The sequence below is a fragment of the Arthrobacter sp. Leaf69 genome (assembly GCF_001422645.1).
GTDB lineage: Bacteria > Actinomycetota > Actinomycetes > Actinomycetales > Micrococcaceae > Arthrobacter.
The window spans coordinates 236,481-263,118 of sequence record NZ_LMLR01000012.1; the positions used below are offsets into that span (position 1 = coordinate 236,481).

At 68.5% G+C, this 26,638-nt stretch carries 27 protein-coding genes; 17 read left to right on the plus strand and 10 right to left on the minus strand.

Going from position 1 to position 26,638, the window contains the following annotated elements; translation table 11 throughout:
- Positions 1–169: 169 nt before the first annotated feature.
- The gene (locus ASE96_RS19605; protein WP_235500240.1) at positions 170–544 is read right to left on the minus strand and encodes a hypothetical protein; all 375 of its coding nucleotides are present in this window, start codon (positions 542–544) and stop codon (positions 170–172) included.
- A gap of 199 nt (positions 545–743) precedes the next feature.
- Here ASE96_RS19605 and ASE96_RS12435 point away from each other — a divergent pair, with 199 nt between their 5' ends.
- The 11 genes from ASE96_RS12435 to ASE96_RS12485 all read left to right on the plus strand — a co-directional run bounded on the left by ASE96_RS12435 (position 744) and on the right by ASE96_RS12485 (position 7,681).
- The gene (locus tag ASE96_RS12435) at positions 744–1,409 is read left to right on the plus strand and encodes a class I SAM-dependent methyltransferase (RefSeq protein WP_056430674.1); all 666 of its coding nucleotides are present in this window, start codon (positions 744–746) and stop codon (positions 1,407–1,409) included.
- Positions 1,410–1,565: 156 nt separating this feature from the next.
- Positions 1,566–2,057 carry an Asp23/Gls24 family envelope stress response protein gene (locus tag ASE96_RS12440; RefSeq protein ID WP_056430677.1) on the plus strand — a complete coding sequence of 164 codons (492 nt, stop codon included), beginning with the start codon at positions 1,566–1,568 and terminating at the stop codon, positions 2,055–2,057.
- Positions 2,054–2,245 (plus strand): DUF2273 domain-containing protein, encoded by a 192-nt coding sequence (locus ASE96_RS12445; RefSeq protein ID WP_056430679.1) that lies wholly within the window; start codon positions 2,054–2,056, stop codon positions 2,243–2,245. Before ASE96_RS12440 ends, ASE96_RS12445 begins: the two co-directional genes overlap by 4 nt.
- Entirely contained in the window at positions 2,242–2,613 is a 372-nt protein-coding gene (locus ASE96_RS12450) for a hypothetical protein (protein WP_200913047.1), read from the plus strand. The genes ASE96_RS12445 and ASE96_RS12450 overlap by 4 nt, the downstream gene beginning before the upstream one ends.
- Positions 2,610–3,191 carry a DUF6286 domain-containing protein gene (locus ASE96_RS12455; protein WP_056430682.1) on the plus strand — a complete coding sequence of 194 codons (582 nt, stop codon included), beginning with the start codon at positions 2,610–2,612 and terminating at the stop codon, positions 3,189–3,191. The genes ASE96_RS12450 and ASE96_RS12455 overlap by 4 nt, the downstream gene beginning before the upstream one ends.
- Positions 3,188–3,793, plus strand: a complete 606-nt coding sequence (locus tag ASE96_RS12460; protein WP_056430690.1) for a hypothetical protein — start codon at positions 3,188–3,190, stop codon at positions 3,791–3,793. Before ASE96_RS12455 ends, ASE96_RS12460 begins: the two co-directional genes overlap by 4 nt.
- A 64-nt stretch (positions 3,794–3,857) precedes the next feature.
- Positions 3,858–4,088, plus strand: a complete 231-nt coding sequence (locus tag ASE96_RS12465) for a CsbD family protein (protein ID WP_056430693.1) — start codon at positions 3,858–3,860, stop codon at positions 4,086–4,088.
- Between the two features lie 118 nt (positions 4,089–4,206).
- Positions 4,207–4,809: an RNA polymerase sigma factor gene (locus ASE96_RS12470; protein WP_056430695.1), complete on the plus strand. Its 603-nt coding sequence runs from the start codon at positions 4,207–4,209 to the stop codon at positions 4,807–4,809.
- On the plus strand, positions 4,806–5,432 hold the full coding sequence (locus ASE96_RS12475) for an Asp23/Gls24 family envelope stress response protein (RefSeq protein WP_056430698.1): 627 nt from the start codon (positions 4,806–4,808) through the stop codon (positions 5,430–5,432). The genes ASE96_RS12470 and ASE96_RS12475 overlap by 4 nt, the downstream gene beginning before the upstream one ends.
- Positions 5,429–5,764 (plus strand): hypothetical protein, encoded by a 336-nt coding sequence (locus ASE96_RS12480; RefSeq protein ID WP_056430700.1) that lies wholly within the window; start codon positions 5,429–5,431, stop codon positions 5,762–5,764. The genes ASE96_RS12475 and ASE96_RS12480 overlap by 4 nt, the downstream gene beginning before the upstream one ends.
- Before the next feature lie 435 nt (positions 5,765–6,199).
- Entirely contained in the window at positions 6,200–7,681 is a 1,482-nt protein-coding gene (locus ASE96_RS12485; protein ID WP_056430704.1) for an amino acid permease, read from the plus strand.
- 83 nt (positions 7,682–7,764) lie between these two features.
- Here ASE96_RS12485 and ASE96_RS12490 read toward each other — a convergent pair whose 3' ends face one another.
- Entirely contained in the window at positions 7,765–9,180 is a 1,416-nt protein-coding gene (locus ASE96_RS12490) for an MFS transporter (protein ID WP_056430707.1), read from the minus strand.
- A 165-nt stretch (positions 9,181–9,345) separates the two neighbouring features.
- On the opposite strand from ASE96_RS12490, the gene lhgO reads away from it, so the two are divergent.
- Positions 9,346–10,551, plus strand: a complete 1,206-nt coding sequence (gene lhgO, locus ASE96_RS12495; protein ID WP_056430709.1) for an L-2-hydroxyglutarate oxidase — start codon at positions 9,346–9,348, stop codon at positions 10,549–10,551.
- Between the two features lie 161 nt (positions 10,552–10,712).
- Here lhgO and ASE96_RS12500 read toward each other — a convergent pair whose 3' ends face one another.
- Together ASE96_RS12500 and ASE96_RS12505 are read right to left on the minus strand one after the other, a co-directional pair.
- Positions 10,713–11,945 carry an MFS transporter gene (locus ASE96_RS12500; protein WP_056431026.1) on the minus strand — a complete coding sequence of 411 codons (1,233 nt, stop codon included), beginning with the start codon at positions 11,943–11,945 and terminating at the stop codon, positions 10,713–10,715.
- A gap of 143 nt (positions 11,946–12,088) precedes the next feature.
- Positions 12,089–12,697 (minus strand): class I SAM-dependent methyltransferase, encoded by a 609-nt coding sequence (locus tag ASE96_RS12505; protein WP_056430711.1) that lies wholly within the window; start codon positions 12,695–12,697, stop codon positions 12,089–12,091.
- 86 nt (positions 12,698–12,783) lie between these two features.
- On the opposite strand from ASE96_RS12505, the gene trmB reads away from it, so the two are divergent.
- Positions 12,784–13,707, plus strand: coding sequence for a tRNA (guanosine(46)-N7)-methyltransferase TrmB (gene trmB / locus ASE96_RS12510; RefSeq protein ID WP_056430717.1), 924 nt, complete (start codon positions 12,784–12,786; stop codon positions 13,705–13,707).
- 172 nt (positions 13,708–13,879) lie between these two features.
- The gene (locus tag ASE96_RS12515) at positions 13,880–14,686 is read left to right on the plus strand and encodes a DUF1206 domain-containing protein (protein WP_056430719.1); all 807 of its coding nucleotides are present in this window, start codon (positions 13,880–13,882) and stop codon (positions 14,684–14,686) included.
- 29 nt (positions 14,687–14,715) lie between these two features.
- Here the strand turns inward: ASE96_RS12515 and ASE96_RS12520 are convergent, their stop codons facing one another.
- The 3 genes from ASE96_RS12520 to ASE96_RS12530 all read right to left on the minus strand — a co-directional run bounded on the left by ASE96_RS12520 (position 14,716) and on the right by ASE96_RS12530 (position 17,803).
- Entirely contained in the window at positions 14,716–16,494 is a 1,779-nt protein-coding gene (locus ASE96_RS12520; RefSeq protein WP_056430722.1) for a hypothetical protein, read from the minus strand.
- A 134-nt stretch (positions 16,495–16,628) separates the two neighbouring features.
- A complete protein-coding gene (locus ASE96_RS12525; RefSeq protein ID WP_056430725.1) occupies positions 16,629–17,306 on the minus strand; it encodes an anti-sigma factor family protein in 678 nt (225 codons plus the stop codon).
- On the minus strand, positions 17,303–17,803 hold the full coding sequence (locus tag ASE96_RS12530) for a sigma-70 family RNA polymerase sigma factor (RefSeq protein ID WP_056430727.1): 501 nt from the start codon (positions 17,801–17,803) through the stop codon (positions 17,303–17,305). The genes ASE96_RS12525 and ASE96_RS12530 overlap by 4 nt, the downstream gene beginning before the upstream one ends.
- 206 nt (positions 17,804–18,009) lie before the next feature.
- Here ASE96_RS12530 and ASE96_RS12535 point away from each other — a divergent pair, with 206 nt between their 5' ends.
- Complete coding sequence (locus tag ASE96_RS12535; protein WP_056430731.1) at positions 18,010–18,537, plus strand: COG4315 family predicted lipoprotein; 528 nt, start codon at positions 18,010–18,012, stop codon at positions 18,535–18,537.
- A gap of 37 nt (positions 18,538–18,574) precedes the next feature.
- Here ASE96_RS12535 and ASE96_RS12540 read toward each other — a convergent pair whose 3' ends face one another.
- Positions 18,575–19,465, minus strand: coding sequence for a DMP19 family protein (locus tag ASE96_RS12540; protein WP_235500241.1), 891 nt, complete (start codon positions 19,463–19,465; stop codon positions 18,575–18,577).
- A gap of 601 nt (positions 19,466–20,066) precedes the next feature.
- On the opposite strand from ASE96_RS12540, the gene ASE96_RS12545 reads away from it, so the two are divergent.
- Together ASE96_RS12545 and ASE96_RS12550 are read left to right on the plus strand one after the other, a co-directional pair.
- Positions 20,067–20,417 carry a DUF3846 domain-containing protein gene (locus ASE96_RS12545; protein WP_056430734.1) on the plus strand — a complete coding sequence of 117 codons (351 nt, stop codon included), beginning with the start codon at positions 20,067–20,069 and terminating at the stop codon, positions 20,415–20,417.
- Positions 20,418–20,642: 225 nt separating this feature from the next.
- Complete coding sequence (locus ASE96_RS12550; protein ID WP_056430737.1) at positions 20,643–24,155, plus strand: DEAD/DEAH box helicase; 3,513 nt, start codon at positions 20,643–20,645, stop codon at positions 24,153–24,155.
- A 14-nt stretch (positions 24,156–24,169) separates the two neighbouring features.
- Here the strand turns inward: ASE96_RS12550 and ASE96_RS12555 are convergent, their stop codons facing one another.
- Together ASE96_RS12555 and ASE96_RS12560 are read right to left on the minus strand one after the other, a co-directional pair.
- A complete protein-coding gene (locus ASE96_RS12555; RefSeq protein ID WP_056430740.1) occupies positions 24,170–24,637 on the minus strand; it encodes a hypothetical protein in 468 nt (155 codons plus the stop codon).
- 9 nt (positions 24,638–24,646) lie between these two features.
- Positions 24,647–26,581 carry a primary-amine oxidase gene (locus ASE96_RS12560; RefSeq protein ID WP_056430743.1) on the minus strand — a complete coding sequence of 645 codons (1,935 nt, stop codon included), beginning with the start codon at positions 26,579–26,581 and terminating at the stop codon, positions 24,647–24,649.
- Between the last annotated feature and the right edge of the window lie 57 nt (positions 26,582–26,638).

The window sequence follows — 26,638 nt, forward strand, 5'->3', positions numbered from 1 at the left end:
TGTGCCTCTCACATGAAAAAATCCCACTCCCTGTGACGGAATCCGTAAGGAATCCAGCAGGGGAACCGGTTGATGAACCGGACCGATCATTCAAGACCAAAGTGGGCATCACTGCACATCAAGTTCCCTCAGTCTATCATCCGGCGAGGCCAGGGCCGTTTCCGCCCGCTCAGGGCACCAGTGCGGGCGCCTGGAACAGCGGAACGTGTGACGCCGGGCGCACGGCCTCCGGCGCCTCCACCGCTGGCAGCCCACGCAGCACGCTCCCTGCCGCTGCGCCGCGCCCGGCCGCCGCGCCGTAGGTACTACCCGCCGCGCCAGACGTGGCCGCCGGAGCCGCCACGCGCACGATCACCAGAGCCTCGGAATCGATCAGCCGCCGGGTTCCGGTCCGCTCATCCAGGATCCAGAACAGGTCCGTCGCCGCAACAGTCCGGACCACCTCGCCCCGATGGAAGAGTCTGCCGTTGTGCCACGCTTCAATCTGGTCCCCCACCGACAACTCCCCACACGATTGAACCTGCCGCGATACCTCTGCAGTCATGGCCTGCTCCTTCCCCGGATCCGGATTCACCCCAGTGTCATTCCGCTCTCCGGCTCCAGCCTCCACCAGAAAGGTTTCGACGGCGTTTCCGGGGGGTGATTTTCTCGTGTCGCCTTCAGGCTGGTTTCGCGGGCAGCCTTCCCCTGCCATGATGTGGGAAACGGCCCAGCCCGACACCTACAGACCTGCGAGGACAACCATGGCGGAGCGCACCCAGCCCGATGACAACAGCGACGTCAGTGCGGCCCAGATGTGGGACGAGATGTACCGCAGCCGGGCCAGGATCTGGAGCGGCGAGCCGAACCCGCAGCTGATCGCCGAGGCCGCGCCGCTTCCGCCCGGGACGGCCCTGGACTTGGGCTGCGGCGAGGGCGCGGACGCCATCTGGCTCGCCAGCCGCGGCTGGAAGGTCACCGCCGTCGACGTCTCCGCCGTCGCGCTGGAACGGGCCGAAGCGCACGCGCAGGAACGCGGCCAGGGCGGGAACATCACGTGGGTGTGGCAGGATCTCGCCGCCTGGGTGCCCGGGGAGCTCTTCGATCTGGTGACGGCGCAGTTCCTGCATTCCACCGTAATGCCCTGGCAGCAGGCCCTGCAGCTCGCCGCCGCGGCCGTGCGCACCGGCGGCACGCTGCTCGTTGTGGGCCACCACCCGGACGGGCTGCCGCCGTGGGAGCAACACCATGATCATGGGCTGGAGCGGTTCTACACGGCTGAGCAGCTGGCCCGCGAACTGGGCCTTGAGTCACCAGACTGGCGGCTCGACGTCGTCGACACCCGGCACCGCAGCGCCACCGGACCCGACGGAGCGGCTGCCGCGCTGACGGACGCCGTGCTGCGCGCCACCCGCCTCGCCGCCCGCTGAGTTAGCAGCGGAAGCGCGTCATCCGCCGTCGACGTCGCCGATTCGGAGGCATGTGACACAGCTCACCCCAATTGGACCGTGAGGTTTCCCGTGCGGGCACCGTCTTACTTGGGACGGCGCCACCGGGCGCCCCCGATCCGATCAGGAGTGATTGCATTGACGATCCAGACGCACACGCCCGCAGATGTTGCCCCTAAAAACGCTCCGGCAAACACCACAAAGGCCCCCGCGCCAGCCGCCCGCCAAAGTGCCGGCCCGGACGGCCGCGGCGCCACCACGGTCGCCGACGGCGTTGTGGCCAAGATCGCCGGCATCGCGATCCAGGAGATCGACGGCGTCTACGCGCTGGGCGGCGGAGCTGCCCGGGCGCTGGGCAACCTGCGGGAAAAGGTCGGGCAGAAGGACCTGACCCAGGGCGTCAGTGTGGAAGTCGGCCAGACCCAGGTGGCGGTCGACGTCACCCTGGTGGTCGAGTACCCGCACCCCCTTCAGCAGGTCGCGGACACCGCCCGCGACGCCGTCTACCGGGCCATCGAGGACCTCGTCGGCATGGAGGTCACTGAAGTCAACGTCACCATCACGGACATCCACGTCCCGTCCGACGACGACGCTGACGACGCCGCCCTTGCTGAGCCGAGGGTGGCATGAACCCCACCGTCACCGGCATGGCCGTCGGCGCCGTCCTCGCCGTTGTGGCCCTTGCGTTCGGCTTCTGGGGCTTCCTGCTCGCGGCGCTCCTGATGGGAATCGGCGCTGTGCTGGGCCGCACTGCCGAAGGACGGCTGGACCTGGGCGGGGTCATCGACGCACTGCGCGGCAAGCGCTCTTCCGTATGACGCGCGCGGGCCACACCCGGATTACCCAGGCGGCCCTGCTGCGCACGGTGGAAGCCATCACGGCCCGGGCCTTTGGTGTTCAAGCCTCCGGGGTCTCGGCCAGACTGGACGACGATTCCGGCAAGCTCGGGGTCGCCGTGTCGGTGCCGCTGGCGCTCCCGTCCTTGCTGGAACCGCGGACGGCAGCCGGCCAGAGCATTGTGGACCGGTCCCGCGAAGCACGGTCCGCCATCATCCGCGAGGGCCTCGCCATCACCGGAATGATGCTGGGACGCGTCGACATCCGGCTGCTCGCGGGAAAGCATCCCGCGCCGGCCGGAACGGTCGGCCCGACGCAAATCCGACGCCAGGAAGGAACGGCCCAGTGAACGCGGAACGAACCAAGCGGCGCCTGATACGCCGGGAAACCCATTCCTCACGGGCCGCGGCCTCCATTGCGGCGGCCGCCGTGCTCGCCGCAGGATTCCTGTGGCTGGCGTCCGAAGCCGTGCTGGCGCTGCTCGGCGGGAACGCGCTGCTGGCTGGTCCCGCGCAGCTGGGGCGGTGGCTCGCAGGGATTCCCGCCGCCACCCTCCCGGCCGGCCTGATGGCCGCCGGGGCAGGAATGGCGCTGCTCGGCGTCCTCCTGCTGGGCACCGCCCTCCGGGCCGGCCACCTCCCGCGGCACGCCCTGGACAGCGAGCGCAGCGCCATCGTGGCGGATGACGACGTCATCGCCGCGGCCCTATCCGCCCGGGCACGCCGCACCGCTGGCCTCGCCCCGGGACAGGTCACCACCACCGTCGGGCACCGTTCCGTCCATGTCCGGGTCCGGCCGACGTCGGGCCTGCCGGCGGACGGGGCTGCCATCAGCGCAGCGGTGGCGAGCGAACTCGCCAGCTACGCGATGGACCGCCGGATCGCACCGCGCGTCACCATCAGCAGGGAAGGGGTGCTGGGGCAATGAGCCAGACCAACAGAACACGCAACCGCATTCTCCTGGCACTGCTGGGTCTGGTGCTGCTGGCGGCAGGTGCGCTGACCGCCACGGCCGGCGTCGTCCCCGAGGTCTCGGCAGCCTGGACCTCGACGGCGGCATCCGGCCTTGACCGGTCCAGCGAGCTGCTGGCGACGGCATCGCTCCCCGGCGCAGCCCGGAGCTGGTGGGCCGTTGGTCCCGTTGCCGGGCTCGTCCTGGCCGCGGCTCTCAGCGCCGCCTGGCTGGCATCGCAGGGCGGAGGCAGGACGCCCCGCGCCGCCACTGACGTTGACGGGGACCGCGGCAGCACCGTCGTGGACATCGGGTTCGTCGCCGCGTGCGTCAGCGAAGCTCTCGCCGGCAACCGCCAGGTGCTCGGCACCTCGGTGTCGGCCTGGCGCGTTCACGGCACGACGGGCCTGCGGCTGGGGCTTGAGGCACGGAAAGGCGCCTCCCCGCGGGAGATCGCCGACACGGCAGAGGAACTGGTGCTGGGTTTGGACCAGCTGCTGGGCCATCCGGTTCCCGTCCTGGTTCGAATCACCAGCGGCACGCGATCCAGGCTGGCCGGAGTTAACCGCGTGCGCTGACCGCCGGGGACGCAGCGCACCACCGATAGACCGCTACATCAAGGAATCACCGGAAGGCAAGATCATGGCAATGGACGACAAGGTCAACAACACGGTCATCAACCACCTCGGCGCGGCCAAGGAAGGTGCCGGCAGGCTCACCGGCAACGACGAGCTCAAGCGTGAGGGCCAGCATGACCAGGTCCAGGCCAAACTGCAGGAGGCCGGCGAGAAGGTGAAGGACGCGGCGGCGGACGCCGGGGAAAACATCAAGGACGCCGCCCGCAAGCTCAAGCAGGGCTTCAGCCGGGACTAGGTCGCGCACCGGAGCGGTTCCGCCACCGCGGAGCCGCTCCGCGCATTGCACCGCCGCTGCAGACGTCTCCCTCCCGAAGACGCCTCTGGCGGGCCCGATCGTATGAAAGCAGGGAAACGTGACTGGTTCCCCACCGGCGCCGGACCATTTTGACCTCGTTCCCGACGCGCTGCTCGCGGGACGGGCGGCCGACGGCGACACCGTCGCCTTCGAGGCCCTGGCCCGGCGCCACGGTCCCCTGATGCGCGCGTCCGCACGCCGCCTTACCGGCTCCCTCGCCGACGCCGATGATGTGGTGCAGGAATCGCTGGTCCAGGCGTGGAAGCAGCTGGATACCCTGCGCGACGGTGACGCCGTAAAAAGCTGGCTGCTTCGGATTACCGCCAGCCGCAGCATCGACCAAGTACGCCGCCGAAAAAACCATTCCGACCTCAGCGACCTCGACCAACGGCTGGCCGCCGGGTCCGGGCTTGCAGGGGGCGGCGCGGCTGGGGCCGGAAATCCCGAAGCCGCGGCCCTGAGCGGCTCCCGGATGGAGGCGCTGAAGGCGGCCGTGGCCGCCTTGCCCGAGGAGCAGCGGCGGTGTTGGGTGCTGAAACAATTCAATGACCAGAGCTATGAGGAAATCGCGCAGACTTTGAACATCAGCGTTGCCAGCGTCCGCGGCCGCCTGGCCCGGGCCCGGGTTGCCCTGGCCCGCGAAATGGAGGGATGGCGATGAGCGCTTCCGGCGACAACTTCGAGTGCGGACACAGCCTCGAGGAGCTAAGCATCTACCTGGATACGGGCGAGTTCAGCGATCCGGGCCACCTGACCGAATGCCCCGAGTGCCAGTCCGGGCTGGCCGCGCTGCGCCGTCTGGCCGCCCTGGGCGATGAGCTGGTCAGCGCCGACATTGCCGCGGCCGGCAGCGGAACGGACGACTGGATGCAGTCCATCCTGGACAATCTGCGGCTGGAGCTGCGGCCCGGCAGGGACATTCCCGTGCGCCCGGACACCCCGGGGGACATCCTGACCGAAACGGAAGGCTCGATTTCCGCTCTCATCCGCTCCGCCGCTGATTCCCTTCCCGGGACGGCCGCCGGCAAATGCCGGCTCGACGGAGACGTCAGCACACCGGGGTCCCCCATCACAGTGCGCGTCGACGTGGCAGTCGTCTTCGGCCATCCGCTGGAAGAACGGGCCGACGCCCTCCGCCGCGGCATAGCAGCGACGCTCGCCCGGCACACCGAACTCAACATCGCAGCAATCGACGTGACGGTCGCCGATGTCCTTGAACCCGGGTTTCCCGGGCCTGCTGCCGGACCAGCCCGCCCGTCCGAGTCCTCCGAGGAGAAGCCATGAACCAGTCCCTTCTTCCCGGGGACACCACACCCGCGGGCCTGGCCGCCGCACTGCGCGACGTGATCCTGGACGTCGACGGCGTCGCCGAGGTGTTCCCAGCCCGGCCGCTGTGGCAGAACATCGCCGGTGCGGCCCGCTCGGCGGTGACAGGGGAACCTCTGCCGGTTGTGCAGGTCGAGTTCGACGGGGAGGCCGTGGACGTCTTGACGCGCATCGGCGTCAGCACCGCCCTCCCTGCTCCTGCCGTGGCCAGGTCCGTGGCGGCGGCCATCCGGGAGCATCTGGGCTCGCGGACCGCCACCGTCCGGGTGCAGCTTGTCCAGGTCCGCTAGAGACGGCGTCCCGGCGACTTCGCCTATTTCCCAGGCCCCCGGCGGTTTCAGATATGACATGGGACACGGGACGACAACTGAGGCAAGGTTTGTCGACAGATGTCGAGCCCGTGACGGCGGCGCACACCCGGCCCGCGGTGCGCGCCGGCCCGGCAGCGGCGGGCTGCTGCCGGCGTCGGGAATTCCCGGACTCGCACCGGAGATGGCATTCTTCCGGCCCGATCGGGACGGCTCCCGCAACGCCGGCAGGCCCCGCCGCGGGACGCACGACGGCGCCCGGCCGCCGGTCGGCGGCGTCGCGGGGTCCCCCGGATCCCGCCCGTACGCTTAGTCCACACGACAAAGTGTTACCTCCGTCACACCTTCGATGGATCCGTGCGGGCCCCGGCGGAATGTCCTCCGCCCGCGGCCCGCCTGTAACAAGGAAGAAGCCTAATGTCTGAACGCACCACCACGGCTGTCCCGAATACCGCCCAGGAGTCCCCCAGCAGCCAAGGCCAGGAACCGCACCTCGCCCGCGCCCTGGGCAACCGCCACATCCAGCTGCTGGCCATCGGCGGCGCGATCGGCACCGGATTGTTCATGGGCTCCGGCAAGACCATCTCGCTGGCCGGCCCGTCCGTCATTTTCGTCTACATGATCATCGGCTTCATGCTGTTCTTCGTCATGCGGGCCATGGGCGAGATCCTGCTCTCCAACCTGAACTACAAGTCCTTCAGCGACTTCGCCGGCGACCTCCTGGGCCCCTGGGCGGGCTTCTTCACCGGCTGGTCCTACTGGTTCTTCTGGGTGGTGACAGGCGTGGCCGACATCGTCGCGATCGCCGGGTACGTGGACAAACTCGCCCCCGGCACGCCGCTGTGGATCCCTGCCCTGATCACGCCGGTTGTGCTGATCCTGCTGAACCTCCCCACCGTCAAGGCCTTCGGCGAAGCCGAATTCTGGTTCGCCATCATCAAGGTGGTGGCCATCCTCGCGCTGATCGGCACCGGCATCGTTATGATCGCCACGAACTTCACCTCCCCCAACGGCGCGGTGGCGAGCCTGGCCAACATGTGGAACGACGGCGGCATGTTCCCGCACGGCATGTTCGGGTTCATCCTTGGCTTCCAGATCGCCATCTTCGCCTTCGCCGGCATCGAGCTGGTGGGCACCGCGGCAGCAGAAACCAAGAACCCCGAGAAGAACCTGCCCCGCGCCATCAACTCCATCCCCATCCGGGTCCTGCTGTTCTACGTGGGCGCCCTGGTGGTCATCATGGCGGTCAACCCGTGGCGCACCATCGATGCCGCCAGCAGCCCCTTCATCGGCATGTTCACCCTGGCCGGACTCGGCATCGCCGCGGTGGTCATCAACCTGGTGGTGCTCACTTCCGCGGCTTCCAGCGCCAACTCCGGCATCTACTCGACCTCGCGCATGGTCTACGGCCTGGCCCAGGACGGCAATGCCCCGAAGGCCTTCGGGAAGCTGAGCATCCGCAAGGTTCCGCAGAACGCCCTGCTGTTTTCCTGCATCTTCCTGCTGGCGGGCCTGGTCCTGCTCTACTCGGGTGACTCCGTGATCGGGGCCTTCACCGTGGTCACCTCGGTGGCGTCCGTGCTCACCATGTTCGTCTGGTCCATGATCCTGATCAGCTACATCGTGTTCCGCCGCCGCCGTCCCGAGCTGCACGCGGCCTCGAAGTTCAAGATGCCCGGCTCGGGCTTTATGCCCTACGTGGTGCTCGCCTTCTTCGGCTTCATGCTGGTGGCACTTGGCCAGGCCGATGACACCCGGCTTGCGCTACTGGTAGCACCGATCTGGTTCATGCTGCTCGGCGGTGCCTGGTACTTCAACCGGCAGACGCCGCTCCAGCAGGCCCGGATGGCGGAATGGAAGGCAATTCGCGACGCCGAAAAAGTCCCCGTAGCGGGTTAGGCGGTACCCGCCGGCCCGGAAGGGCACACCCCCGGGAGCTCCGGCCGGATCCAACCGGCCGGGGCTCCCGTCGTCGCGCCGGCCTACCGGCGCCCGGCGACCCGCGGGGCGACCACAACGGCTGCGACGCCGATCACCGCTGTGAGGGCGAAGACGCCGCCGAAGGACGCCGCCGTCGTCGGGAACGCGGCAAAGATGATCCCCGTGGTGGCGAGGGACAGCGCGCCGCCGAGTGAATCGGAAATGGACATCGCCGAGCTGTTGAAGCCCTCGTTCTCCCGGCTGGACAGGGCCAAGGTCATGACGCTCAGGCGCGCGTACATCAGCCCCATGCCGCCCCCGGCGAACACCCAGGCGGCGATCGCGACGGCGGCCGGCCAACTGAGGAGCGTGGTCACCAGCACCAGGACGACGGCGCCGAGGACGAGGGCCGCTCCAATCCGGACCGCGCGGCGGTGATCAAGCCGCGTCCCGAGCCGGCCCTGGACCGCCGAACCGGCGGCCCAGGAGACGGCTCCGCCCGTAAGCGCCAGGCCTGCGAAGGTGGGCGAAAAATCGTAGCGTTCCACCAGCAGATAGGGCAGATACACCTCGGCGCCGAAGAACGCGGCAGAAGCCAGGCCGCGCGTGAGGATAACGCTGGGGAGGCCGCGGCGGGCTGTCAGGGTGCCCTGCGGCACCAGCGGGCGGACGGAGATGAGGGCCACGGCTACGGCCGCCACAGCCACGACGCCGCCTGCCACCGGAAGCCGGGCGGAGAGGTTCAGGCCGAGCACGGCGAGCGCCGCGAGGGCGGCCCAGGCCAGCCTGAAGGAGCCCCAGGGCTTGTGCGGGGCAGGAGTGGGCATGTCCTCCGGCGCGGACTTGGGGGTTCCGTGCGGGGTACTGCCTGGAGCTCCGCGCAGGCCGCGCAGCGCCGGCACAATCATCAGCAACGCGGGAACCACAAGCCCCACGACGCCAAGGAACACCCAGTGCCAGCTGGCCATCTGCGCCACGACGCCCGCGGCGAAGGGTCCCACCAGCGAGGGAATCACCCAGGCCGCCGAAAACGCGGCAAAGATCTTCGGGTGCAGCACGGGCGGATAGACCCGGGCGATCACCACATACAGTGCCACGGTCATGGCGCCGCCGCCCAGGCCCTGGACCAGCCGGCCCGCCACGAGGGCCGGCATGGTCGCTGCTGTTCCGGCGATCAGCAGACCCAGCACAAACATGACCACGGACGCGTACAGCGGCCCCACCGGGCCGCGCCGGTCGGACCAGTTGCCGGCCGCCACCATACCGATGACGCCGGTGGCGAGTGGGCCGGCGAACGCCAGGGCGTAGAGGGCGGCCCCGTCCAGCTCCCGGCTGACCAGCGGCATGATCGTGGTCACCGCCAGGGATTCGAAGGCGGCCAGAAATACGAGGGCGCAGGCTCCCAGGGTCACCAGGAGGTAGTTGCGGTGGAAGATGCCGGCTGATTCGAGAGTCGGCGCGGGGGTGGTTCGGGGCAAGGTGGCGGCCTGATCGGTGGTGATGGACGGGCGAGTGAAACCCGCGGAGCCGGGACGTTCGACTCAAGGGGAAGCATGCCACAGCCGGCGGCCGGGACGCAGCCCCCCGCCGGGCGGCCGCGGTCTATACTCGCGGGAAGACCGCGGCGACAAGGACGCAACGACGTGACTGAACGAATCGGAATCATCGGTGGCGGGATTGTTGGCATCGCGCTGGCACGCGCCCTTGCCCGGGCCGGGACCGGTGACGTCACGGTCCTTGAGAAGGAGCACCGGCTGGCCGCCCACCAGACCGGCCACAACTCGGGAGTCGTACATGCAGGCCTCTACTACGCCGAGGGGTCACTGAAAGCGCAGCTGTGTGTTGCCGGGCGCGCCGCCCTGCGGGACTTCTGCCTGCAGAAGAACCTTCCGTACCGGGAAGTCGGCAAGCTGGTGGTTGCAGTCGACGAGTCCGAGCTGCCTGCCCTGGCCGACATCGAAAGGCGGTCCCGGGCGAACGGCGTGCCCGGCCTGGCCCGGATCAGTGGCACCGCGCGGCTGCACGAGATCGAACCGCACGTTACAGGGGTGGCAGCGGTCCATTCGCCGCACACCGCCGTCGTCGATTTCGCGGCGATTACCGAAGCGATGGGCCAGGACGTGCGAACGGCCGGCGGCACCATCCTGCTCGGACAGGAAGTGGTTGCGATGGCCGTCGAAGGCGGCACCGTACGGGTAGGAACCGCCGGGGCCGAGCACGTCTTCGACCGGGTGATCGCCTGCGCGGGCTTGCAGTCGGACGTGGTTGCCGGCCTGGTGGGCGCCGACCCCTCGCCGAAAATCCTCCCCTTCCGGGGTGAATACTGGTCGCTCAACCCGGAGCGGAACCACCTGGTGCAGGGGATGATCTACCCGGTGCCGGACCCCCGGTTCCCGTTCCTCGGCGTGCACTTCACCCGCGGCGTGTACGACGACGTGCACGTGGGCCCCAATGCCGTCCCGGCGCTCGCCCGCGAGGGCTACGGCTGGCTCTCGGTCTCCGTGAAGGACACCTGGGAGTCGGTGCGGTGGCCCGGAGCCGGCCCGCTGGCGAGAAAGCACTGGCGGATGGGTGCCGACGAGATCAGAGCGTCACTCTTCAAATCGGCCTACTACCGGAAGGCCCGGCGCTTCATCCCCGAACTCACCATGGCGGACCTGACGGCGAAGACGGCTTCCGGTGTGCGGGCCCAGGCCTGGGGCCGCGACGGGTCCCTCGTGGACGACTTCGCCGTGGACCAGGTGGGGCCCGTGACACTGCTGAGGAATGCGCCGTCGCCCGCGGCCACGTCCTGCCTGGCCATCGCGGACTACCTCATCGACCAGTACCTGCGGGTCCGGAGGCCTTAGAAGTTGGCGCAGGGATGGATCCGGGAGCTTCAGGGCCTGTCGTGGAACCTGGTTCCCGTCCTCACCGTGCTGGGCGGAGTCACCGGGTGGATGCTTACCGCCCCCCGCCACTGAGTAGGCGCTGAGTAGGCGCTGAGTAGGCGCTGAGCCGCCGCCCGGCGTCAGCCGCCGATGAACCGGTTCCGCCCGGCACGGTAGCCGAATACCGCGGCCAGTGAGCCCACGACGAGGAACAGCACACCTGCCGCCGCGAAGGACCCCGTGGCCTGATGCAATTGCCCCACCATCAAAGTGCCGGTGGAGCCCACGCCGTAGCCCACGCCCTGCATCATGCCGGACAGGTGAGCCGCGGTGTGCCCGTCCCGGGTGCGGACCATGATCATGGTCAGCGCGACGGCGGTCAGGCTGCCCTGGCCCAGGCCCAGCAGCCCGGTCCACAGCCAGATCAGCTCCAGCGGACCGAAAACGCTCAGCGCGAAGCCGGCACCGGTCATCAGCGCCACCACGGTATTGATGCCGCGCTGGTCCCGGAACCGGGTGGCGAGCGCCGGCGCAAACAGTGACCCCAGCATCTGCAGCACGATCGAGACGGAGACGATCACCCCGGCCGTGCCGCCGTCCACACCGCGTTCGCGCAGGATCGGCGCCAGCCAGGCAAACACACTGAAGGACATCATCGCCTGCAGCACCATGAAGATGGTCACCTGCCAGGCGATGCCCGAGCGCCACACGTTCACGCCGCCGTGCGAAGTCCGCTGCCGGCCGTGGCGCTGCCGGACCGCGACCGGCAGGAACAGCAGCAGAACGACGCCGGCGGGCAGCGCCCAGAACCGCAGCGCCGCGGTCCACTCCCCCGTCGCGCTGAACACCGGATAGGTGAAACCGGCGCCGAGGGCCGCGGAGGCGCAGATCGCCGTGGTGTAGAGTCCGCCCATCAGTCCGAGCCGGTGCGGGAAGTCCCGCTTCACCAGGCCGGGCAGCAGCACGTTGCAGAGCGCGATCGCGGCACCGCAGGCCGCCGTCCCGGCCAGCAGCGCGGGGAGGTGTCCGGCGTCGCCGGCGTCCAGGGGCCGCAGCAGCAGTCCGGCCGTGAGCACCGCCATGGCGCCCAGCAGCACACGTTCGGCGCCGAAGCGGCGGGCCAGGATGGGCGCCAGCGGCGCGAAGACTCCCAGCAGCGTCACCGGCACGGTGGTGAGGACCACCACCGCCCAGCCCGGCAGCCCGGCGTCGGCCGTCACCTCCGGAAGCACCGCAGAGAAACTGGAGAAGACCGTACGAAGGTTCAGCCCGATCAGGACAAGGCACACACCGAGGTAGGCCAGTGCGCGGCGGCTGGCCACCCGCGTGGGTTCCGCCGCGGGGACGTCGTCAATTTCGGCGTCCACCAGCATGCCCGGGCGGTCCCGGTCCTCAATGCCGGTGACGGCGGATTCCTGGGCGTTCTTCGGTACAGTCACGGACCCATTCTGGCAGGCTCGTCGCCGCAAGCGTTGTCAACAGCGGCCATGTCAACAGCGCACTCGCGGCCGTCCCGTCACCTCCGGCTGATGAGCAGGTAGCGTTCGTCGCTGATCTCCTTTCCCCACAGCGCCGGGTCGGTCAGCGGAACGACGTCGGCGTGGCGGCGGTGCCGGAGGACAAGTTCCTGGCATGTCCCCGACGGAATGCCGGCACCGGCGCCCCACAGTCCTTCCACTAAGAGCATCGTTCCGGGGGTCCGCAGGAGCCGCGTCCACCGGCCGAGGGCGTCGTCCGGATCCGGGAGCGCCCACAGCACGTGGCGGACCAGCACAACGTCGCAGCTTGCCGGCGGGTACGGCGGTTCAGAAGCGTCACCCTGCCGGAACTCAACCGCTGCCGGACGCCCGGCGCTGGCTGCTTCGGCGGCCTTGGCACGGGCGGCTTCCACCATCCGGCCGGAGAGGTCCAGGCCCCTGACGCGGTGCCCCGCCTCCGCCAGCAGCACGGACAAGCTGCCGGTCCCGCAGCCCAAGTCCGCCACCTCGCTGCCGGGCAGCGGAATGAGCGGCAGGACAAGCTCCGCCCACGCCCGGCGGACGCCGGGATCCAGCAGGCCATGATCGGCTTCCCGGTCGAAGTCCGCCGCTTGACCGTCCCAGTATTCGCGTGTTGCGTCGATCATGCGGACAGTCTGCCACGGACCCCGGACAGGAACAGTTGCCCTGGCCCCAGCCTGCCGGACGGCGGAACTCCACTATTCTGGAAGGGATGAGTGAATCCCCAGAATCCCCCGAAACACCGCAGCCACCGCGCCCGGTGACCCCCGGCAGCCAGGCCTCCTTCGGCACGTACGGAGGCCGTCCGGTCAGCTTTGTGCGCCGCGGCACCAGGCTGCAGGGCCGCCGGCAGGTTGCGTGGGAGGAGCATTCCGACCGGTGGGCGGTCGACGTCCCGCGCCACGTCGCCAACACCTCCGTGCACCCGGACTACGTCTTCGACGCCGAAGCCGAGTTCGGCCGCAAGGCACCGCTGATCGTGGAGATCGGCTCAGGACTCGGCGACGCCGTCTGCCACGCCGCCGAGGAGAACCCGGACAAGGACTTCCTTGCCGTCGAGGTGTACACCCCGGGACTGGCCAACACCCTGATCAAAATCAACAGCCGCGGCCTGAGCAACGTCCGCGTTGTGGAGGCGAATGCCCCCGAGGTGCTCGCCACCATGCTGCCGCCACGTTCCGTGACGGAACTCTGGGTCTTCTTCCCGGACCCCTGGCACAAATCACGGCACCACAAGCGCCGCCTCATCCAGCCCGCCTTCGCCGAGCTCGCCGCACGCGCCCTCAAGCCGGGCGGCCTCTGGCGCATCGCGACGGACTGGTCCAACTATGCCGTCCATGTACGGGAGGTCCTGGCCGGCTCCCCCGACTTCGAGAACCTTCACGACGGCGAGCGCAGCGGCGCGGACAGCCCCCTGACCCAGGTGTGGGACTCCGGTGTCGAGTCCCTCGTGGGCGGTGCTCCGGTCAAGGAGGGCCGCGCCCCGGTGAGCACCGAACACACCGGCCCGAACGAGGGCATCGACGAGGCAGGCGGCTGGGCGCCGCGGTTCGACGGCCGGATCCTGACGAGTTTTGAGAACAAGGCACACGAGGCGGGCCGGCTGATCTTCGACCTCAGCTACCGCCGCCGCTAGGCCGGAACCGTCTCGGGCGGCCCCGTGCAGCGGCCCTTCCGGGGCCCGGAGTCGGGGGTGCTGTTCCCGGGCGGCTCCACGTGGCACGATTACCGAAGATGCAAGAACCGGGCGGAAACGGAAGCCCGGCAGAACCACCGAGTCAGTTGAGGAATCCGCCATCAAAAGAGAACTGAAAACCGCCGCGGACACTGCGGAAGAGATCACCAATTCCCGGGCGTTGGAGCTGGTGGCCCGGGCCGGTTTTGCCGTGAGCGGCATCCTGCACCTCCTCATCGGAGTCGTCGCGATCCGGCTCGCCATGGGCGGTCAAGGCAAGGCTGATGTCAGCGGCGCCGTGGAGCAGCTCGGCGGTCAGCCGGCCGGTCCGTTGTTGTTGTGGACGTCGTTCGCGGCGTGTGTGGCCCTCGCCATCTGGCAGGTCAGTGACGCCATCTTTGATTTCGAGCACCTGCCGGCCAAGAAGAAACTGGCCAAAAAGCTGAAAGCGGCACTCCAGGCCGTGGTCTACGCCGGCCTGGCCATCACATTGTTCTCGTTCGCCCGCGGCGCCGGCACTGATCAAAGCAGCTCCACGAGCGATCTCACGGCGACCATGATGAAAGCCCCAGGCGGCGTTGCCATCCTGCTCGCCATCGGGGCGGCCGTGGCGGTCACCGGAGTCGTGTACGCCATCCGGGGGTTCCGCCAGTCCTTCGCCAAACACCTCCGCCTCCCGGCTTCGGAGAAGGCGAGGAAAGCGGTGACGGTCCTGGGCGTCGTAGGCTATGCGGCCAAAGGTGTCGCCCTGCTGCTGGTGGGGCTGCTGGTCATCATCGCCACGGTCAAAGCGCACCCCGAGGAGTCAACGGGGATTGACGGCGGGTTGAAAGCCCTCCGCGAGCAGCCTTTCGGCGTGTACATGCTGGCCGCCGTCGGAATCGGCCTGATCTGCTATGGCATCTTCATGATGGTGCGGGCGAAACTCGCCAAGATGTAGGGCGCGATGGCGGCGCTCCCGCCGCCTGGTCAGGGCTTGAAGTCGTCGTGGACCACAACACGCGAGAGCTCAACCGAGCCGTCCGGCAGGCGCCAGTAGTGCAGCCGCCGGGCCGAGGCCACTCTCTGCTCGATCGCCGCGCGGAAGCATTTCGCCCCGTCCCCGCGTACCACCTGGGCGGCGTCGCCGCCCCCGTCGGTCCGCAGCGCATGCACTTCCCGCGCGGCATTCCGCTCCGCCACCCCGGTCAGGACCTCCACCGCGGCCTTCAGCGCCTTGCCCACGACGCCGGGCTCGGTGAAGCCGTACAGGCTTGCCGCAAACTGGGGGCCTGCTGTCCATCCCGCAGGCAGCTGAAGCCGCGCTTTGTCGCACGCGGGAACGTTCTTGGCCCAGGCGAGATATACATCGTGCCGCAGCCGCTCCTCGTCGGTCACGAACAGCCCCTCCGAATCGGCAGCCAGTGCACGCTTGAGCGCGGGCTGCGTCCGGCGTTTGAAGGCCCGGAGATCGAGGAGTTCATCCTGCCGCCGGGCGAGCCGGTCCGCCACGTCCTCCAACGCCACCCTGGCCCCCTCCGCGATTTGTTTTTCCGCGTCGAGTTCCGCCCGGAGGGCATTCTGCTCCTGCTGGAGGCTGACGAGCCTGGCCCCTGCCTGGCTGGCGGCGGCGACCAGGTCCTGCAAGGCTGCCACCTTCCTCCGTTCCGCTTCGAGCTGGAGCTGTGCGGTCATCAGCGCGGCCGACGCTTTGGGGGCGGGCACTGCCTGAGCCGCGGAGCCGCCGTCGGGCTCCGCGGTCCCGGCCGCTGTTTCCCCCGGGGCGCCGGTCCCCTCGGCGGGGAACGTCCGGCCCGAGGCGGGCTGTTCGGCAAGGTGCCTCCCGGGCAGCAGCCAGGGGGTGCCGCCGGTCAGCAGCGCGGGCGCGTCCTCGACGCCGGCGTCATCGTCGACGTCGAGCAGTGACAGCACCACCGCCCCGTGTTCCCGCAGGAACCGCGCCACCACCACCTCGCCTTCCGTCACCAGGCTGTCCACCGTGTCGAGGGGGTTGGACGAGACCCGGGCCTGGTCAACGGTCCAGCTTGATCCGGGATAGAGGGTGAGCTTCGCGTTCCTGGCGCTCACTTGTTCGGCCAGGGCGAGGACCAGGTCCCCGGACCGGTACAGGTCCGCGAGCCGGGGAGCTGTCCGCAGGTCCTTGATATCAAGCGTCTTGTCGTCGTCGTTGAGTTCCCCCTCGACGGGCTGGCCAAGCTTCAGCATCCAATCGAGGCGGACCGGCGGGGACACGTGCTCGCGCTGGATCGTGCAGCAGCTGCCATCGCCCAGTTCGACGATGGCCCGGGACCCGGCGCTGGCGAAAGCCTTGACTGTGCCTCGGACGCGCCGGGGCACGGTGCGGACCGGCGGGGCCTTCGGCGGAACCACCGTGATCAGGTTCAGCACGTCCTCGATGATGTCCTCGGCCGCGCGGGCAGCCGCCCGGCGGTCCCGCGCCATCCGGAGCGGGCTGCGGTGCACGTCCTCCATCCAGCGCAGATCCTCCGAGTAGACGCGCGCCGCGTTGCCGAACACGTGCGCCCCGTACGGCAGGCTGTCGCCGAACGCATAGCTCTCCGGACCGTTTTCCAGCCAATAGACTTCGGCCAGGCCTCCCACCTCCCGGGCGATATGTTCGACGTCGATCCGGTTGTCCCGCTGTTCCGGATGCCAGGAAACAACCGCCGCCGGTTTGGTCCGCCCGGCGGCCGTCAGGCGCAGCGCGAGTTCTTTCCCGGAAGTGACAACCACATAAGCCTGGTCCATAACGAATCCCCATTCGCAGGTGCGGACGTCCGTGCCGCAGGTGGTGGAGATGCCAACAGCTCTCCCACCATGAGTAGAACAGGGGGCTATGACAAAGTAGCCTGGCAGGCAAAGTTGCCGGGCCGGCGCCGCCGCTACCCGTGCGGCACGGCGATGACGGCCATGGTCTGCTGCTGCGCGTTCCGCATCTCGACGCTGGCGATGTTGGTCAGCTGCAGGGGCGTGGCCCCGGTGATCCTGACCCTGCCGCTGGGCGTGGCCGTCCAGGAGCAGGCCCGGTCTTCGCCGCCGTCGCTGTCCGTCACCCACAGCGACAAGGTGCCGTCCACCGGCAGGCTCCGGCCCTCAACCGCGAGCTCCGTGCCCCAGGTCTTTTTAACCATGCCCACCGTGACCTGCAGTCCGTCGCCGGCCTGGACGGAATAGCTGGCATCCGGTTTGGGCGGCCGGTTGAACAGAGGCGCGGCCAGGATCCCCAGCGCGAGGCACGCAGCAGCCGCCGCAGCCAGCGCCGCGCTCCAGCGGAGCCGTGCTTTCCGCCGCCGCGTGGCGAGCTCGTCGAGCAGCCGCCGCGGCGCGGCGGCCGGCGCGGGAACCGACGTCGCCGGTTCCCGCCCGGCCGCCGTGCCGAGGGCGACGGCGTCGGGCACCGGGAGCGCGTCCAGGAGCGCCGGGATGCTGGCCAGCTCGTCCAGCTCCCGCCGGCAGTCCGGGCAACGCCCCAAGTGCTGCTCAAAGAGGTCGGCCTCGTCAGGTTCCAGGCCGCCCAGCAGGTAGGCACCGAGCAACTGGTGCGGGTCTGTGGCGTTCACCGTTGCACCCCCATTTCATCAAGGATCGTCCGGAGGGCACGTACGGCGTAGAACGCCCGGGACTTCACTGTCCCGCTCGGAATGTTCAAACTGACCGACGCCTCCTGGACGGTATAGCGGCGGTAATGGAGAGCCACCAGAACTTCCCGGTGCTCCGCGCTGAGCCGCAACAGCGCCTCTTCCATCAGGACCTTGTTGAGCAGTTCATCGATGCGTTCCGCGCCGCCCGCCGGGTCGGCCAGTTCCCGGTCCGTTGTCTCGCGGGGCCGGCGCTGGGCCTTGCGGTAGTTGTCGATCATGATGTTCCGGGCCGTCCTGAAGAGGTAGCTCCGCAGGCTTCCGGTGATGTGCGGTGCCTGCTGCCAGACCCGCAACACGGTCTCCTGCACGATGTCGTCTGCCAGTTGCGGATCCCGGCAGGCGCTGAGGACGAAGCGCCGGAGGGCCGTCCCGTGGTCGCGGTAGATCGCTGCCACCACGTCTTCGTCCAGCGGCATGACCACCCTCCTTGGCTCTGAGGTTTCCGCGCTCTCCGGTTTCGGCGCTTCTGCCCGTACGACGTCCGGGCCGCCGGAAAGGTTCACGCCCCCCCGGATTCCGGGGCGCAGTCCAGGGGCCTGCTGTGAACCATTCTTCCCCCGGCGGCGTCGTAACGGTTAGCGTCGGCCGGACCAGCCGGCCGGTCCGAGTCAAGGATCAACAAATGAAAAAGAGCCTCAGCATCGGCCTGTCCGCTTTCGCCCTCGCCGCCCTGCTCTCCGGCTGCGCCGGCACCAGCGGAACCGCCACGTCCCCGACGACGACGCCCGGCAGCGCAGCGGGTTCGACGTCGGCACCGGCGTCGACGTCCGCTCCGGCCGCGGCCACCGCGGACCTCAAGGTCGCGGAATCCACCGCCGGGCCGATCGTGGTGGACGGCAAGGGCATGAGCGTCTACTACTACACGAAGGACGTCAAGGACTCCGGGACAAGCACCTGCACCGGCGGCTGCCTCGAAGCGTGGCCCCCGGTCCTCGCCGCGTCTGACACACCAACGGTCGACGGCGTCACCGGCACCGTGGGCACCATTGCCACCCCCGATGGGAAGAAACAGCTGACCGTCAACGGGATGCCCGTGTACTACTACGCCGAGGACCTGGCTGCCGGGGACATTAAGGGCCAGGGCGTCGGCGGCGTCTGGTACCTCGTGGCGCCTTCCGGTGAAATGATCACCGCGGCCGCCGGGTACTGACCTGCAGGCGGGCCGTCCCGGCGGCCGGGACGGCGGCTCAGTCGTCCTCGTGCGCGAACTCGACGGCTGCCAGAATCTCCTTGGTGTCCGGGTGGATCATGACCGCTTCGTCCTCACCGTCCAGCATGAGGAACTCGCCCTGGTCCGTGGTGAAATGCCATGCCAGGGAGGTCTGGCCGTCATGTTCATAGTTGGGGTCGCCCATGGTGATTTTCAGGAGCGTGTGGCCGGCGACGTCGCAGAGCTCGCGGATGATCAGCTCGAACTCCGGGGCACCCAGGAGGTCGTCCTCGGCGGCGTCGGCCTGGCGTTCCGCGAGGTTGGGGATGCGGGAGACGCGCTCGGCGATGTGACGGTCCAGGTCCTCCTCGTCCAGCACGAGGAGGTCTGCCTGGCTCCGGAGCCAGGCCGCGTTCAGCGCGATGATGTCTTCGGCCTCCAGCAGGGTGTCGAACTCGCCGTCGAGCTCTTCCAGGAGCCGGACGGCGTCCGTGACGCCGCCGTCGGTGTCCCCGTCAAGGTCCGTGTCCATGTCAAGGTCCGTGTCCCCGTCAAGGTACGCGGCTGCTTCCTCCTCGGAGAGCGAGTCGAAGGCCGCCGTGATGCGGTTGAAGAGGTCCAAGTGCGCTGCGGCGCCCATCCCCTCCAGACCTGCCCGGATGTAGGCGTCGATGTCTTCGCGTTCGGGCGCGGTGAAGACGTACTGCGCGAAACCGCCGCCCAGCGACTGCGCCAGGTAGAAGTCAACGTAGTAGCTGCGCAGTGCAGTCGCCGCGATTTCCTCGATGTCCAGCAGCTCCGCGTACATCGTGTTGACTACGTCCACATTCGCGTCGACAACGTCGGCGTCGCTGCCGTTGATGCACTCCCGCGGCAGGACCGTCGCGTAATTTGTGGCGGGAAGGGTGGTGGCAAGGTCGGTGCTCATGGAAGATCCTCACTGCAGAAGGCGGGTGGCGCTCCGAACCCTTTCACCGTACGTTGCACCGCCTGCCCTGCGGTTGAGCCGGAGCTGAACGTCCGGCGAAGTCTGGGTGTCCCGGGGAGGCCCGTCGCGGGCCGGGCTGCGCCTTCGTTCGGACGGTAAGAGTTCCAGTCTCTTTTGCGCCCGGCCGGGTAAATAATTTGCTCTAAACCCGTGGACTGGCATTTAAAATATAAGTAGGTATGGTGATGGGTAGATAGCGTTTAGAAAGGCGTGATTCCATTGTCAGGAAAATCTCCCAGAAACATCAATGCCAAGAAAACGGGAAAGTCGATTCTCGAAAAGAGAGCCGAAAAAAGGGCAAAAAGCGAATCCAGCGAAACTCTGTTCGCAAAGCCGCGTAAAAGCCAGAGGTGACACCTCTGCCCTGATGCACCAGCACGTACAACGGACCTGCGGGCAGTGGCCCCTGCATGTTGAAATAACTGCGGGCAGCCGGACTCTATACTCCTAGCCGTTCGGCTGCCCGCAACAACCGGCCCGGTTGGACCGCTTTTCAAGCCTGTGTAAATTGCCGGTCGGTCTGAGATAGAAAGATCCAGTCATGCGCCAAACACTTACCGCTCTCATTATTCCGGCCCGCGTTAGCCACCCCATTCACGTCGAAGAGATCGACAATTCTGTGGCGGCACGGCAGTCCCTGGTTGAAGGAAACGTCGGGGCGATCACTTGTATGGATTGGCACGTCTATCTGAACGACGAGGCAGACTTCATCCCCCTGCCCCTGAACGCCCGGGCCGAAGTGCTGATCCGCGAAGCAGGTCTCCATCTTAACGGGACCGTCAGCGGGACGGCGGTGTTCCTCGGACACGGAAACAACGGCGACGAAGCGGATGCCCCTGCACATCTGCTCCGGCTGGCCGAGCGGCTCTTCGACACAGCGTTGGCGGTCTAACGACAAGGAAGAATCCGTGCAGCCAACCCCGGCTGCGTCCTGCCCTCCGCTTCCGTGTGGGCCGCTGCCCATGAGCCAGCGGGAGACATCGGAACCGCGCCCGGCGCCGGTCATTGGCCGGGAGGCGAAGCACTCACTCGGGTCCCCGGCTGGCCCCGGGTACGGGGAGCCCGGCCACGCTCGCTAAGATGGATCAGATGACCAACTGCTGAAAGTAGTGCGCACATGCCATCCCATCCGGACGAGAGTGCGGCACTGGCAATACAGACTCCCGCGATCAACGACCGCTCCCTTGCGGCCGGACTTGCCTACGCCATGGGGAGCCGCGTTTCCGGGATATCCTTCGACGCCTCCACCGGGCTCATGCTCGGGAAGGTGCGGGGCGGCGCCGATGTGCCGTACTCGACGACGGCGAAACTGGTCCGCAAGGCCGGCGGCTGGAGCTGCACCGTGGGCGTCTGCAGCTGCCCGGTCCGGAAGGACTGCAAGCATGTGGCCGCGCTGTTGTTCTCCGCCGAAGACAACCCGGCGATCCGGGTCCAGCTGCTGGCCCCGGCCGATGTCAGCCGGCTGTCCCGGCAGGTCCCGGTTCTGGACGTCCCGGACTGGGAGCAGGCCCTCAGCCCGCTGATCGCCCAGCCGGGGATCACCCAGTCCACCAACGGCATCCCGCTCGCGCTGCAGTTCGAGATCGAAGAACCTGCGCCGCATTTCTCCTACACCGGCCGCCGGGATCCGCTGCGGAGTGTGCGCCAGCTGAAGGCGCGTCCCGTCATCATGGGCGCCAAGGGCAAGTGGATCCGCGGCGATGTCTCGTGGAACACCCTGAGCTACCTGAGCTACCGGCGCGAGTGCAATGAGGCCCACGTCGAGTGGATGCAGGAGTTCCTCGCCTCGCACACCGCCCAGGCCAACCGCCAGCACGCCGGGACCGGGCTGTGGCTGGGACTGAACACCTATGCCGGCAAGAACCTGTGGAGCCTGTTGGCCCAGGCCCGGAAGATCGGCGTCGCCCTGGTGCACAGCCGGGGTTCGGACCCCGTGCGCCTCGTGGAGCAGCCGGCCGCCGTCGGGCTCAACCTGACCCGTTACGGGACCGCGCCGGCCGACGGACCCGACGCCGACGCTGGCACCGCGCTGCCGGCAGCCGCCGGCGGGGACGGCGGCGGGCTGTCTCTCGCCCCCACCATCACGGTCGAGGGGGATGTGGTGGATCCGGCTTCCGTCGGGACCATCGGACGCCCGGCCCACGGGATCTTCCTGACCTCCGGGGCGGATGCCCTGCCCGGCGTCCCACCGTCCGACTCCGTCATCACGCTGGCCCCGCTGGAGGGCGGGCTCAGCGAGGAGCTCCTGACCTTCGTCACGGCCGGGACCACCCTGCATATACCGGCCCGGGACGAGAGCCGGTTCCTGACCGGTTTCTATCCGAAACTCAAGCAGAGCGCCCGGGTCACGGCCACCGACGAGTCCGTGGAACTGCCCCAGCTGGCCGTTCCCACCCTGTCGCTGCTGGCGAACTACGGCGCCGACCACAGGGTCCGGCTGCACTGGGAATGGCATTACAAGTCCGGCAAGCTCGTCACGGCCCAGCCGCTGTGGCGCCACCCGGGCGATCACGGCTACCGGGACGACCCCGCCGAAGCCCGGATCCTCGACGCCGTCGGGCAACCGTGGGACGTGGTGCCGGCGCTGGGCGAGTCGGCCACCGGCGGCTGGGGAACACCGCGGCTGGCGGCCTCGGCTGAACTCAGCGGCCTCGACACCCTGGCCTTCACCGAGGAGCTGCTCCCCCGGCTCCGTGAGGTCCCCGGCGTCACCGTGGACACCGCCGGCGAGATCGCCGACTACCGCGAGGCGGAGGAGGCCCCGGTGGTCTCCATCTCCACGAAGGCCACCGAGCAGCGGGACTGGTTCGATCTGGGCATCCAGATTTCCCTGGAGGGCCAGCCGGTGTCCTTCGCGGCCGTTTTCTCCGCCCTGGCCGCAGGCCAGACCAAGATGCTGCTGCCCAGCGGCGCCTACTTCTCCCTGGACCTGCCCGAACTGCACCAACTGCGGGCCCTCATTGAAGAGGCCCGGGAACTGCAGGACAACAAGGACGCCCCGCTGCAGATCAGCCGCTTCCAGGCCGGGCTCTGGGACGAACTCGCCCAACTCGGCATCGTGGACCAGCAGGCCGCGGCGTGGCGCGAGTCCGTCGGAGGGCTCCTCGAAGGGGACGTGGTGGGCCTGCCGCTGCCGGCCACGCTCAACGCGGAGCTGCGCCCGTACCAGTTGGAGGGGTTCAACTGGCTCAGTTTCCTCTACCGCCACGGCTTGGGCGGGGTGCTGGCCGATGACATGGGCCTGGGCAAGACCGTGCAGGCGCTGGCGCTGATCTGCGCCGCCAAGGAGGCGGCCGGGAAGCTGACTGAAGCGGCCGACGGCGGCGCTGCCGCCACGGCGCTGGCCACAGACGACGGCGCTGCGCAGCCGGCCGGGGCTACGCCCGGCTCCGCGCCTTTCCTGGTCGTCGCCCCCACCAGCGTCGTGGGCAACTGGGAGGCCGAAACCGCGCGGTTCGCCCCGGGCCTCACGGTACGGGCCATCAGCGAGACGTTCGCCAAGAGCGGCTCTGACCCGGTGGCCGCCACCGCGGGCGCGGACATCGTGATCACCTCCTACGCCCTGTTCCGGATCGACTACGAGGCCTACGCGTCCAAGGAATGGGCCGGCCTGGTCCTGGACGAGGCCCAGTTCGTCAAGAACCACCAGTCCAAGGCCTACCAGTGCGCCCGGAAGCTACCGGCAGTGTTCAAACTCGCCATCACCGGCACCCCGCTGGAGAACAACCTGATGGAGTTCTGGGCGTTGACGTCGATTGTCGCGCCGGGGCTCTTCTCCAGCCCCAAGCGCTTCGCCGAGTACTACCAGAAGCCGGTCGAGAAGAACGGGGACAAGGCGCAGCTGGACAAGCTCCGCCGTCGGGTCCGTCCGCTGATGATGCGGCGCACCAAGGAACAGGTCATCCACGACCTGCCGCCGAAGCAGGAGCAGATCCTCGAAGTCGTGCTGAACCCGCGGCACCAGAAGGTCTACCAGACCCACCTGCAGCGCGAACGCCAGAAGATCCTGGGCCTGATCGATGACGTCAACAAGAACCGTTTCACCATCTTCCAGTCGCTCACGCTGCTGCGGCAGCTCAGCCTGGACCCCTCGCTGATCGATCCCTCGCTCTCCGGGGTGCGCTCCAGCAAACTCGATGTGCTCTTCGAGCAGCTGGAGGACCTCGTGGCGGAAGGGCACCGCGCCCTTATTTTCAGCCAGTTCACCGGCTTCCTGGGCAAGGTCCGCGAGCGGCTCGTCGAGGAGAACATCGAGTTCTGCTACCTCGACGGCAGCACCCGCAACCGTACCGACGTCGTCAATGAGTTCAAGAACGGCGCCGCCCCGGTGTTCCTGATCAGCCTCAAGGCCGGTGGCTTCGGTCTGAACCTGACGGAGGCGGACTACGTGTTCCTGCTGGACCCGTGGTGGAACCCCGCCTCGGAAGCGCAGGCCGTGGACCGCACGCACCGGATCGGGCAGGCCCGGAACGTTATGGTCTACCGACTGGTCGCCAAGGACACCATCGAGGAAAAGGTCATGGCGCTCAAGGCCAGGAAGTCCCGGCTGTTCGCCGACGTCATGGAGGGCGACGCGCTCTCCGGCGGGGCGCTCACCGCGGAGGACCTGGCCGGGCTGTTCACCGACTGACGAGGGCAGGAGCGTTAGCACGCCCTCGGCAGGGGTGCCCGGAGCCGGGCCAGGAGCGTCGCGGCGAGCATCGCCGTCGTCACTTCCACCGCAATGATGACCAGCAGCGCTACGGCACCCGAGGACGCCGCGCCGGCTGATACGGGCGCCGCGCCGGCTGAGGCGGCAGCTGCAGCATGGTGGATGTGGCCCGATGCCCCGGCACCGGCACCGAGGAGCAGCAGCGCATGCACCCCGGTCATCGCCAAAGCCGAGGCCATGACCCGGCGAAGGGCCCCGACCTGCCCGTGGCGCCAGATATGCACGGTACACGGGAGGCACACGGCCACCATGGCAAGCATCACCAGGTTCAGCCACAGCCCGTGGTGGTTCCCGGCGACAAGCCACACGTGCAGGAGGCACGACGCCGCCGTCACGGCGGCGCAGATCCGGGAATGGAGGACCGGGCGGGTCCGGCGATCCACCCCTGCTGCGACAGTCACGGTGCCGGCCTAGCCGTGGCAGTGGCCGCCGGCCGGCTGTGCACTCGCGGGCACATCCAGCACGGGGCTGCGGTCGAAGAAGCCCTCCGGCCGGAGCTTGAAGCCCACGGTGTCCACCGGCATGATGGGCCAGTCCTCGGGACGCGGGAAGTGGGTGAGGCCGAAAGTGTGCCACACCACGATGTCCTGGCCGTCGATGTCGCGGTCCTGGGCGATGTAGGCCGGCAGGCCGGCCCCGCCGGCATGCTGGTTCACGAAGTCGCCCGTGGGGTAGCGCTCATCGTCGGCGTACCGGGTCACCCACAGGTCCTTCGTGGCGAAAGCGGCGCGCCGGGCGATGGAGGACTCCGGGGCTGCGAGCAGGGTGGGCTGATTCCCGGAGTGGAGCTTGTAGGCCACGGGCTCGCCGAGACGGTTCCGGGACTGCGGGTTCGAGATGACCCATGTCCTGCCGCTTGCGGCACCTGCCTCACGGACCCCCTCGGATTCCCGGGAAAGGACAGTGCGCTTCCGGGAGAAGGCGTTGCCGCGCTCGTTGCCCGCACCCATCGCCTGCCGGACCACGTCCTCCTCCTCGACCCGGTTGGTGAAGCCGTCGATGGCCATGTCCAGTCGGGCGCTGAAGAGGTGCTGGTGGAAGGGTGCCCCCAGGCCGGGGGCCAGTTGGGAAATGTTGTCCGAGCCGCCCTCCGGGAAGGCGGAGGTGAAGACCACGCCGGTGGCTTTTGCCTCGAACTCGATGGTGCCGTCGAGGTAGAGGTACCAGTAGAAGCCGTAGTCGTAGTTGCCGATCGTGGTGAAAAAGGAGATCACCAGGCGGCGGTTGCGTCGGGTGTAGTTGATGCCCGTCCACAGGTCGCTGTGCTTGGCCAGGATGCCCCAGTCCTCCTCGTGCATGCAGATGCCGTTGCGGATCTCCCGGGGGTTGCCGAACGCGTCGCTGATGACGGGGCTGAGGTACGTGATCTCGCCGAGGCAGTCGCAGCCCAGTTCCAGGGAGTTGGCGTACTGGCCTACGAGGTATTCGCCGGTGTCGAAGTAGTTCTGCCAGGACCGGACCGGTGACGGGTCGCCGTACGGGACCACCATCTCGGCGATGGACGCCCGGTTGATGATGGGCCGCTTCCGGTCACCGTCCTGGAAGGCAATGTTGTGCAACACCACACCCTCGCGGACATCGAAGCCGACGTCGAGGCTCCATTTTTCCCACTCGACGTGGTTCCCGCCGCTGACAGTGAAGCTGGGCCCGTCCGGCTGGGTGATGCTGATGGGCTTCTGGGTGGTGCGGAGCGGTCCGGTCAGTTCAGGGTCGGTGCAGTTGCCGTGCTCCTTCGGGACAGGCACGGCGCCCAGGTCCAGAACCTGCGTCACTTCACGGCTGACCACATCGACGTAGGCCACGAGGCCGTCCACAGGGTGGGCCCAGGCGCTGTCCGCGGGGAAATCCTGCACGAAGGCCAGGCCACGCAGGATCCTGCGCCCTTTTTCTTCCGGGTACTCGAAGACACCCGCAGACAGGGGCGCGACGCGGACCTTGCTGACGTCGAGCCCGCGCGCTGCGAGCGCTTTGAGCCAGCGCTCGTCGGCGGCGAGGAGAGCCTCCACCACCTCGAACTCTTCCTCGAGCACCGGAAGCTCGCCGGTGACGGCGGTGTCCAGTTCGACGGCGGAGACCACCTCCCGCCCGGTCGCGGAGACCACGGCATCTGTGGGTGCACCGCCGGAGATGTCATGGATGAAGATGCGGAACCGGCGGTCCTCAGCTCCCTCCGGCGCGTTCCTGGCCGGGTCCATCAGGCCCAGATAGGCGATGCGCTTGGTCTCGCCCAGCAGGCCCGCCGCGCGCAGGATCGCCTGGACTTCGGTGATTTCGGCGTCCGCGGCCAGGCGGTACAGGCTGTACGGACTAGACGAGGTGCGGGTGTCGGTTTGTGCGGTCATCATGACGGCCTTCGTTCGGGGACCCTGGCGGGTCAGAACTTTATTTTCTATAGTTGTAGA

What these genes read in the sequence shown, in the direction of transcription:
- ASE96_RS19605 (WP_235500240.1), bottom strand. Translation starts at nt 544, where the DNA reads ATGACTGCAGAGGTATCGCGGCAGGTTCAATCGTGTGGGGAGTTGTCG.
- ASE96_RS12435 (WP_056430674.1), top strand. Translation starts at nt 744, where the DNA reads ATGGCGGAGCGCACCCAGCCCGATGACAACAGCGACGTCAGTGCGGCC.
- ASE96_RS12445 (WP_056430679.1), top strand. Translation starts at nt 2,054, where the DNA reads ATGAACCCCACCGTCACCGGCATGGCCGTCGGCGCCGTCCTCGCCGTT.
- ASE96_RS12450 (WP_200913047.1), top strand. Translation starts at nt 2,242, where the DNA reads ATGACGCGCGCGGGCCACACCCGGATTACCCAGGCGGCCCTGCTGCGC.
- ASE96_RS12460 (WP_056430690.1), top strand. Translation starts at nt 3,188, where the DNA reads ATGAGCCAGACCAACAGAACACGCAACCGCATTCTCCTGGCACTGCTG.
- ASE96_RS12465 (WP_056430693.1), top strand. Translation starts at nt 3,858, where the DNA reads ATGGCAATGGACGACAAGGTCAACAACACGGTCATCAACCACCTCGGC.
- ASE96_RS12475 (WP_056430698.1), top strand. Translation starts at nt 4,806, where the DNA reads ATGAGCGCTTCCGGCGACAACTTCGAGTGCGGACACAGCCTCGAGGAG.
- ASE96_RS12480 (WP_056430700.1), top strand. Translation starts at nt 5,429, where the DNA reads ATGAACCAGTCCCTTCTTCCCGGGGACACCACACCCGCGGGCCTGGCC.
- ASE96_RS12485 (WP_056430704.1), top strand. Translation starts at nt 6,200, where the DNA reads ATGTCTGAACGCACCACCACGGCTGTCCCGAATACCGCCCAGGAGTCC.
- ASE96_RS12500 (WP_056431026.1), bottom strand. Translation starts at nt 11,945, where the DNA reads ATGCTGGTGGACGCCGAAATTGACGACGTCCCCGCGGCGGAACCCACG.
- ASE96_RS12505 (WP_056430711.1), bottom strand. Translation starts at nt 12,697, where the DNA reads ATGATCGACGCAACACGCGAATACTGGGACGGTCAAGCGGCGGACTTC.
- trmB (WP_056430717.1), top strand. Translation starts at nt 12,784, where the DNA reads ATGAGTGAATCCCCAGAATCCCCCGAAACACCGCAGCCACCGCGCCCG.
- ASE96_RS12520 (WP_056430722.1), bottom strand. Translation starts at nt 16,494, where the DNA reads ATGGACCAGGCTTATGTGGTTGTCACTTCCGGGAAAGAACTCGCGCTG.
- ASE96_RS12530 (WP_056430727.1), bottom strand. Translation starts at nt 17,803, where the DNA reads ATGCCGCTGGACGAAGACGTGGTGGCAGCGATCTACCGCGACCACGGG.
- ASE96_RS12535 (WP_056430731.1), top strand. Translation starts at nt 18,010, where the DNA reads ATGAAAAAGAGCCTCAGCATCGGCCTGTCCGCTTTCGCCCTCGCCGCC.
- ASE96_RS12540 (WP_235500241.1), bottom strand. Translation starts at nt 19,465, where the DNA reads ATGAGCACCGACCTTGCCACCACCCTTCCCGCCACAAATTACGCGACG.
- ASE96_RS12545 (WP_056430734.1), top strand. Translation starts at nt 20,067, where the DNA reads ATGCGCCAAACACTTACCGCTCTCATTATTCCGGCCCGCGTTAGCCAC.
- ASE96_RS12550 (WP_056430737.1), top strand. Translation starts at nt 20,643, where the DNA reads ATGCCATCCCATCCGGACGAGAGTGCGGCACTGGCAATACAGACTCCC.
- ASE96_RS12560 (WP_056430743.1), bottom strand. Translation starts at nt 26,581, where the DNA reads ATGATGACCGCACAAACCGACACCCGCACCTCGTCTAGTCCGTACAGC.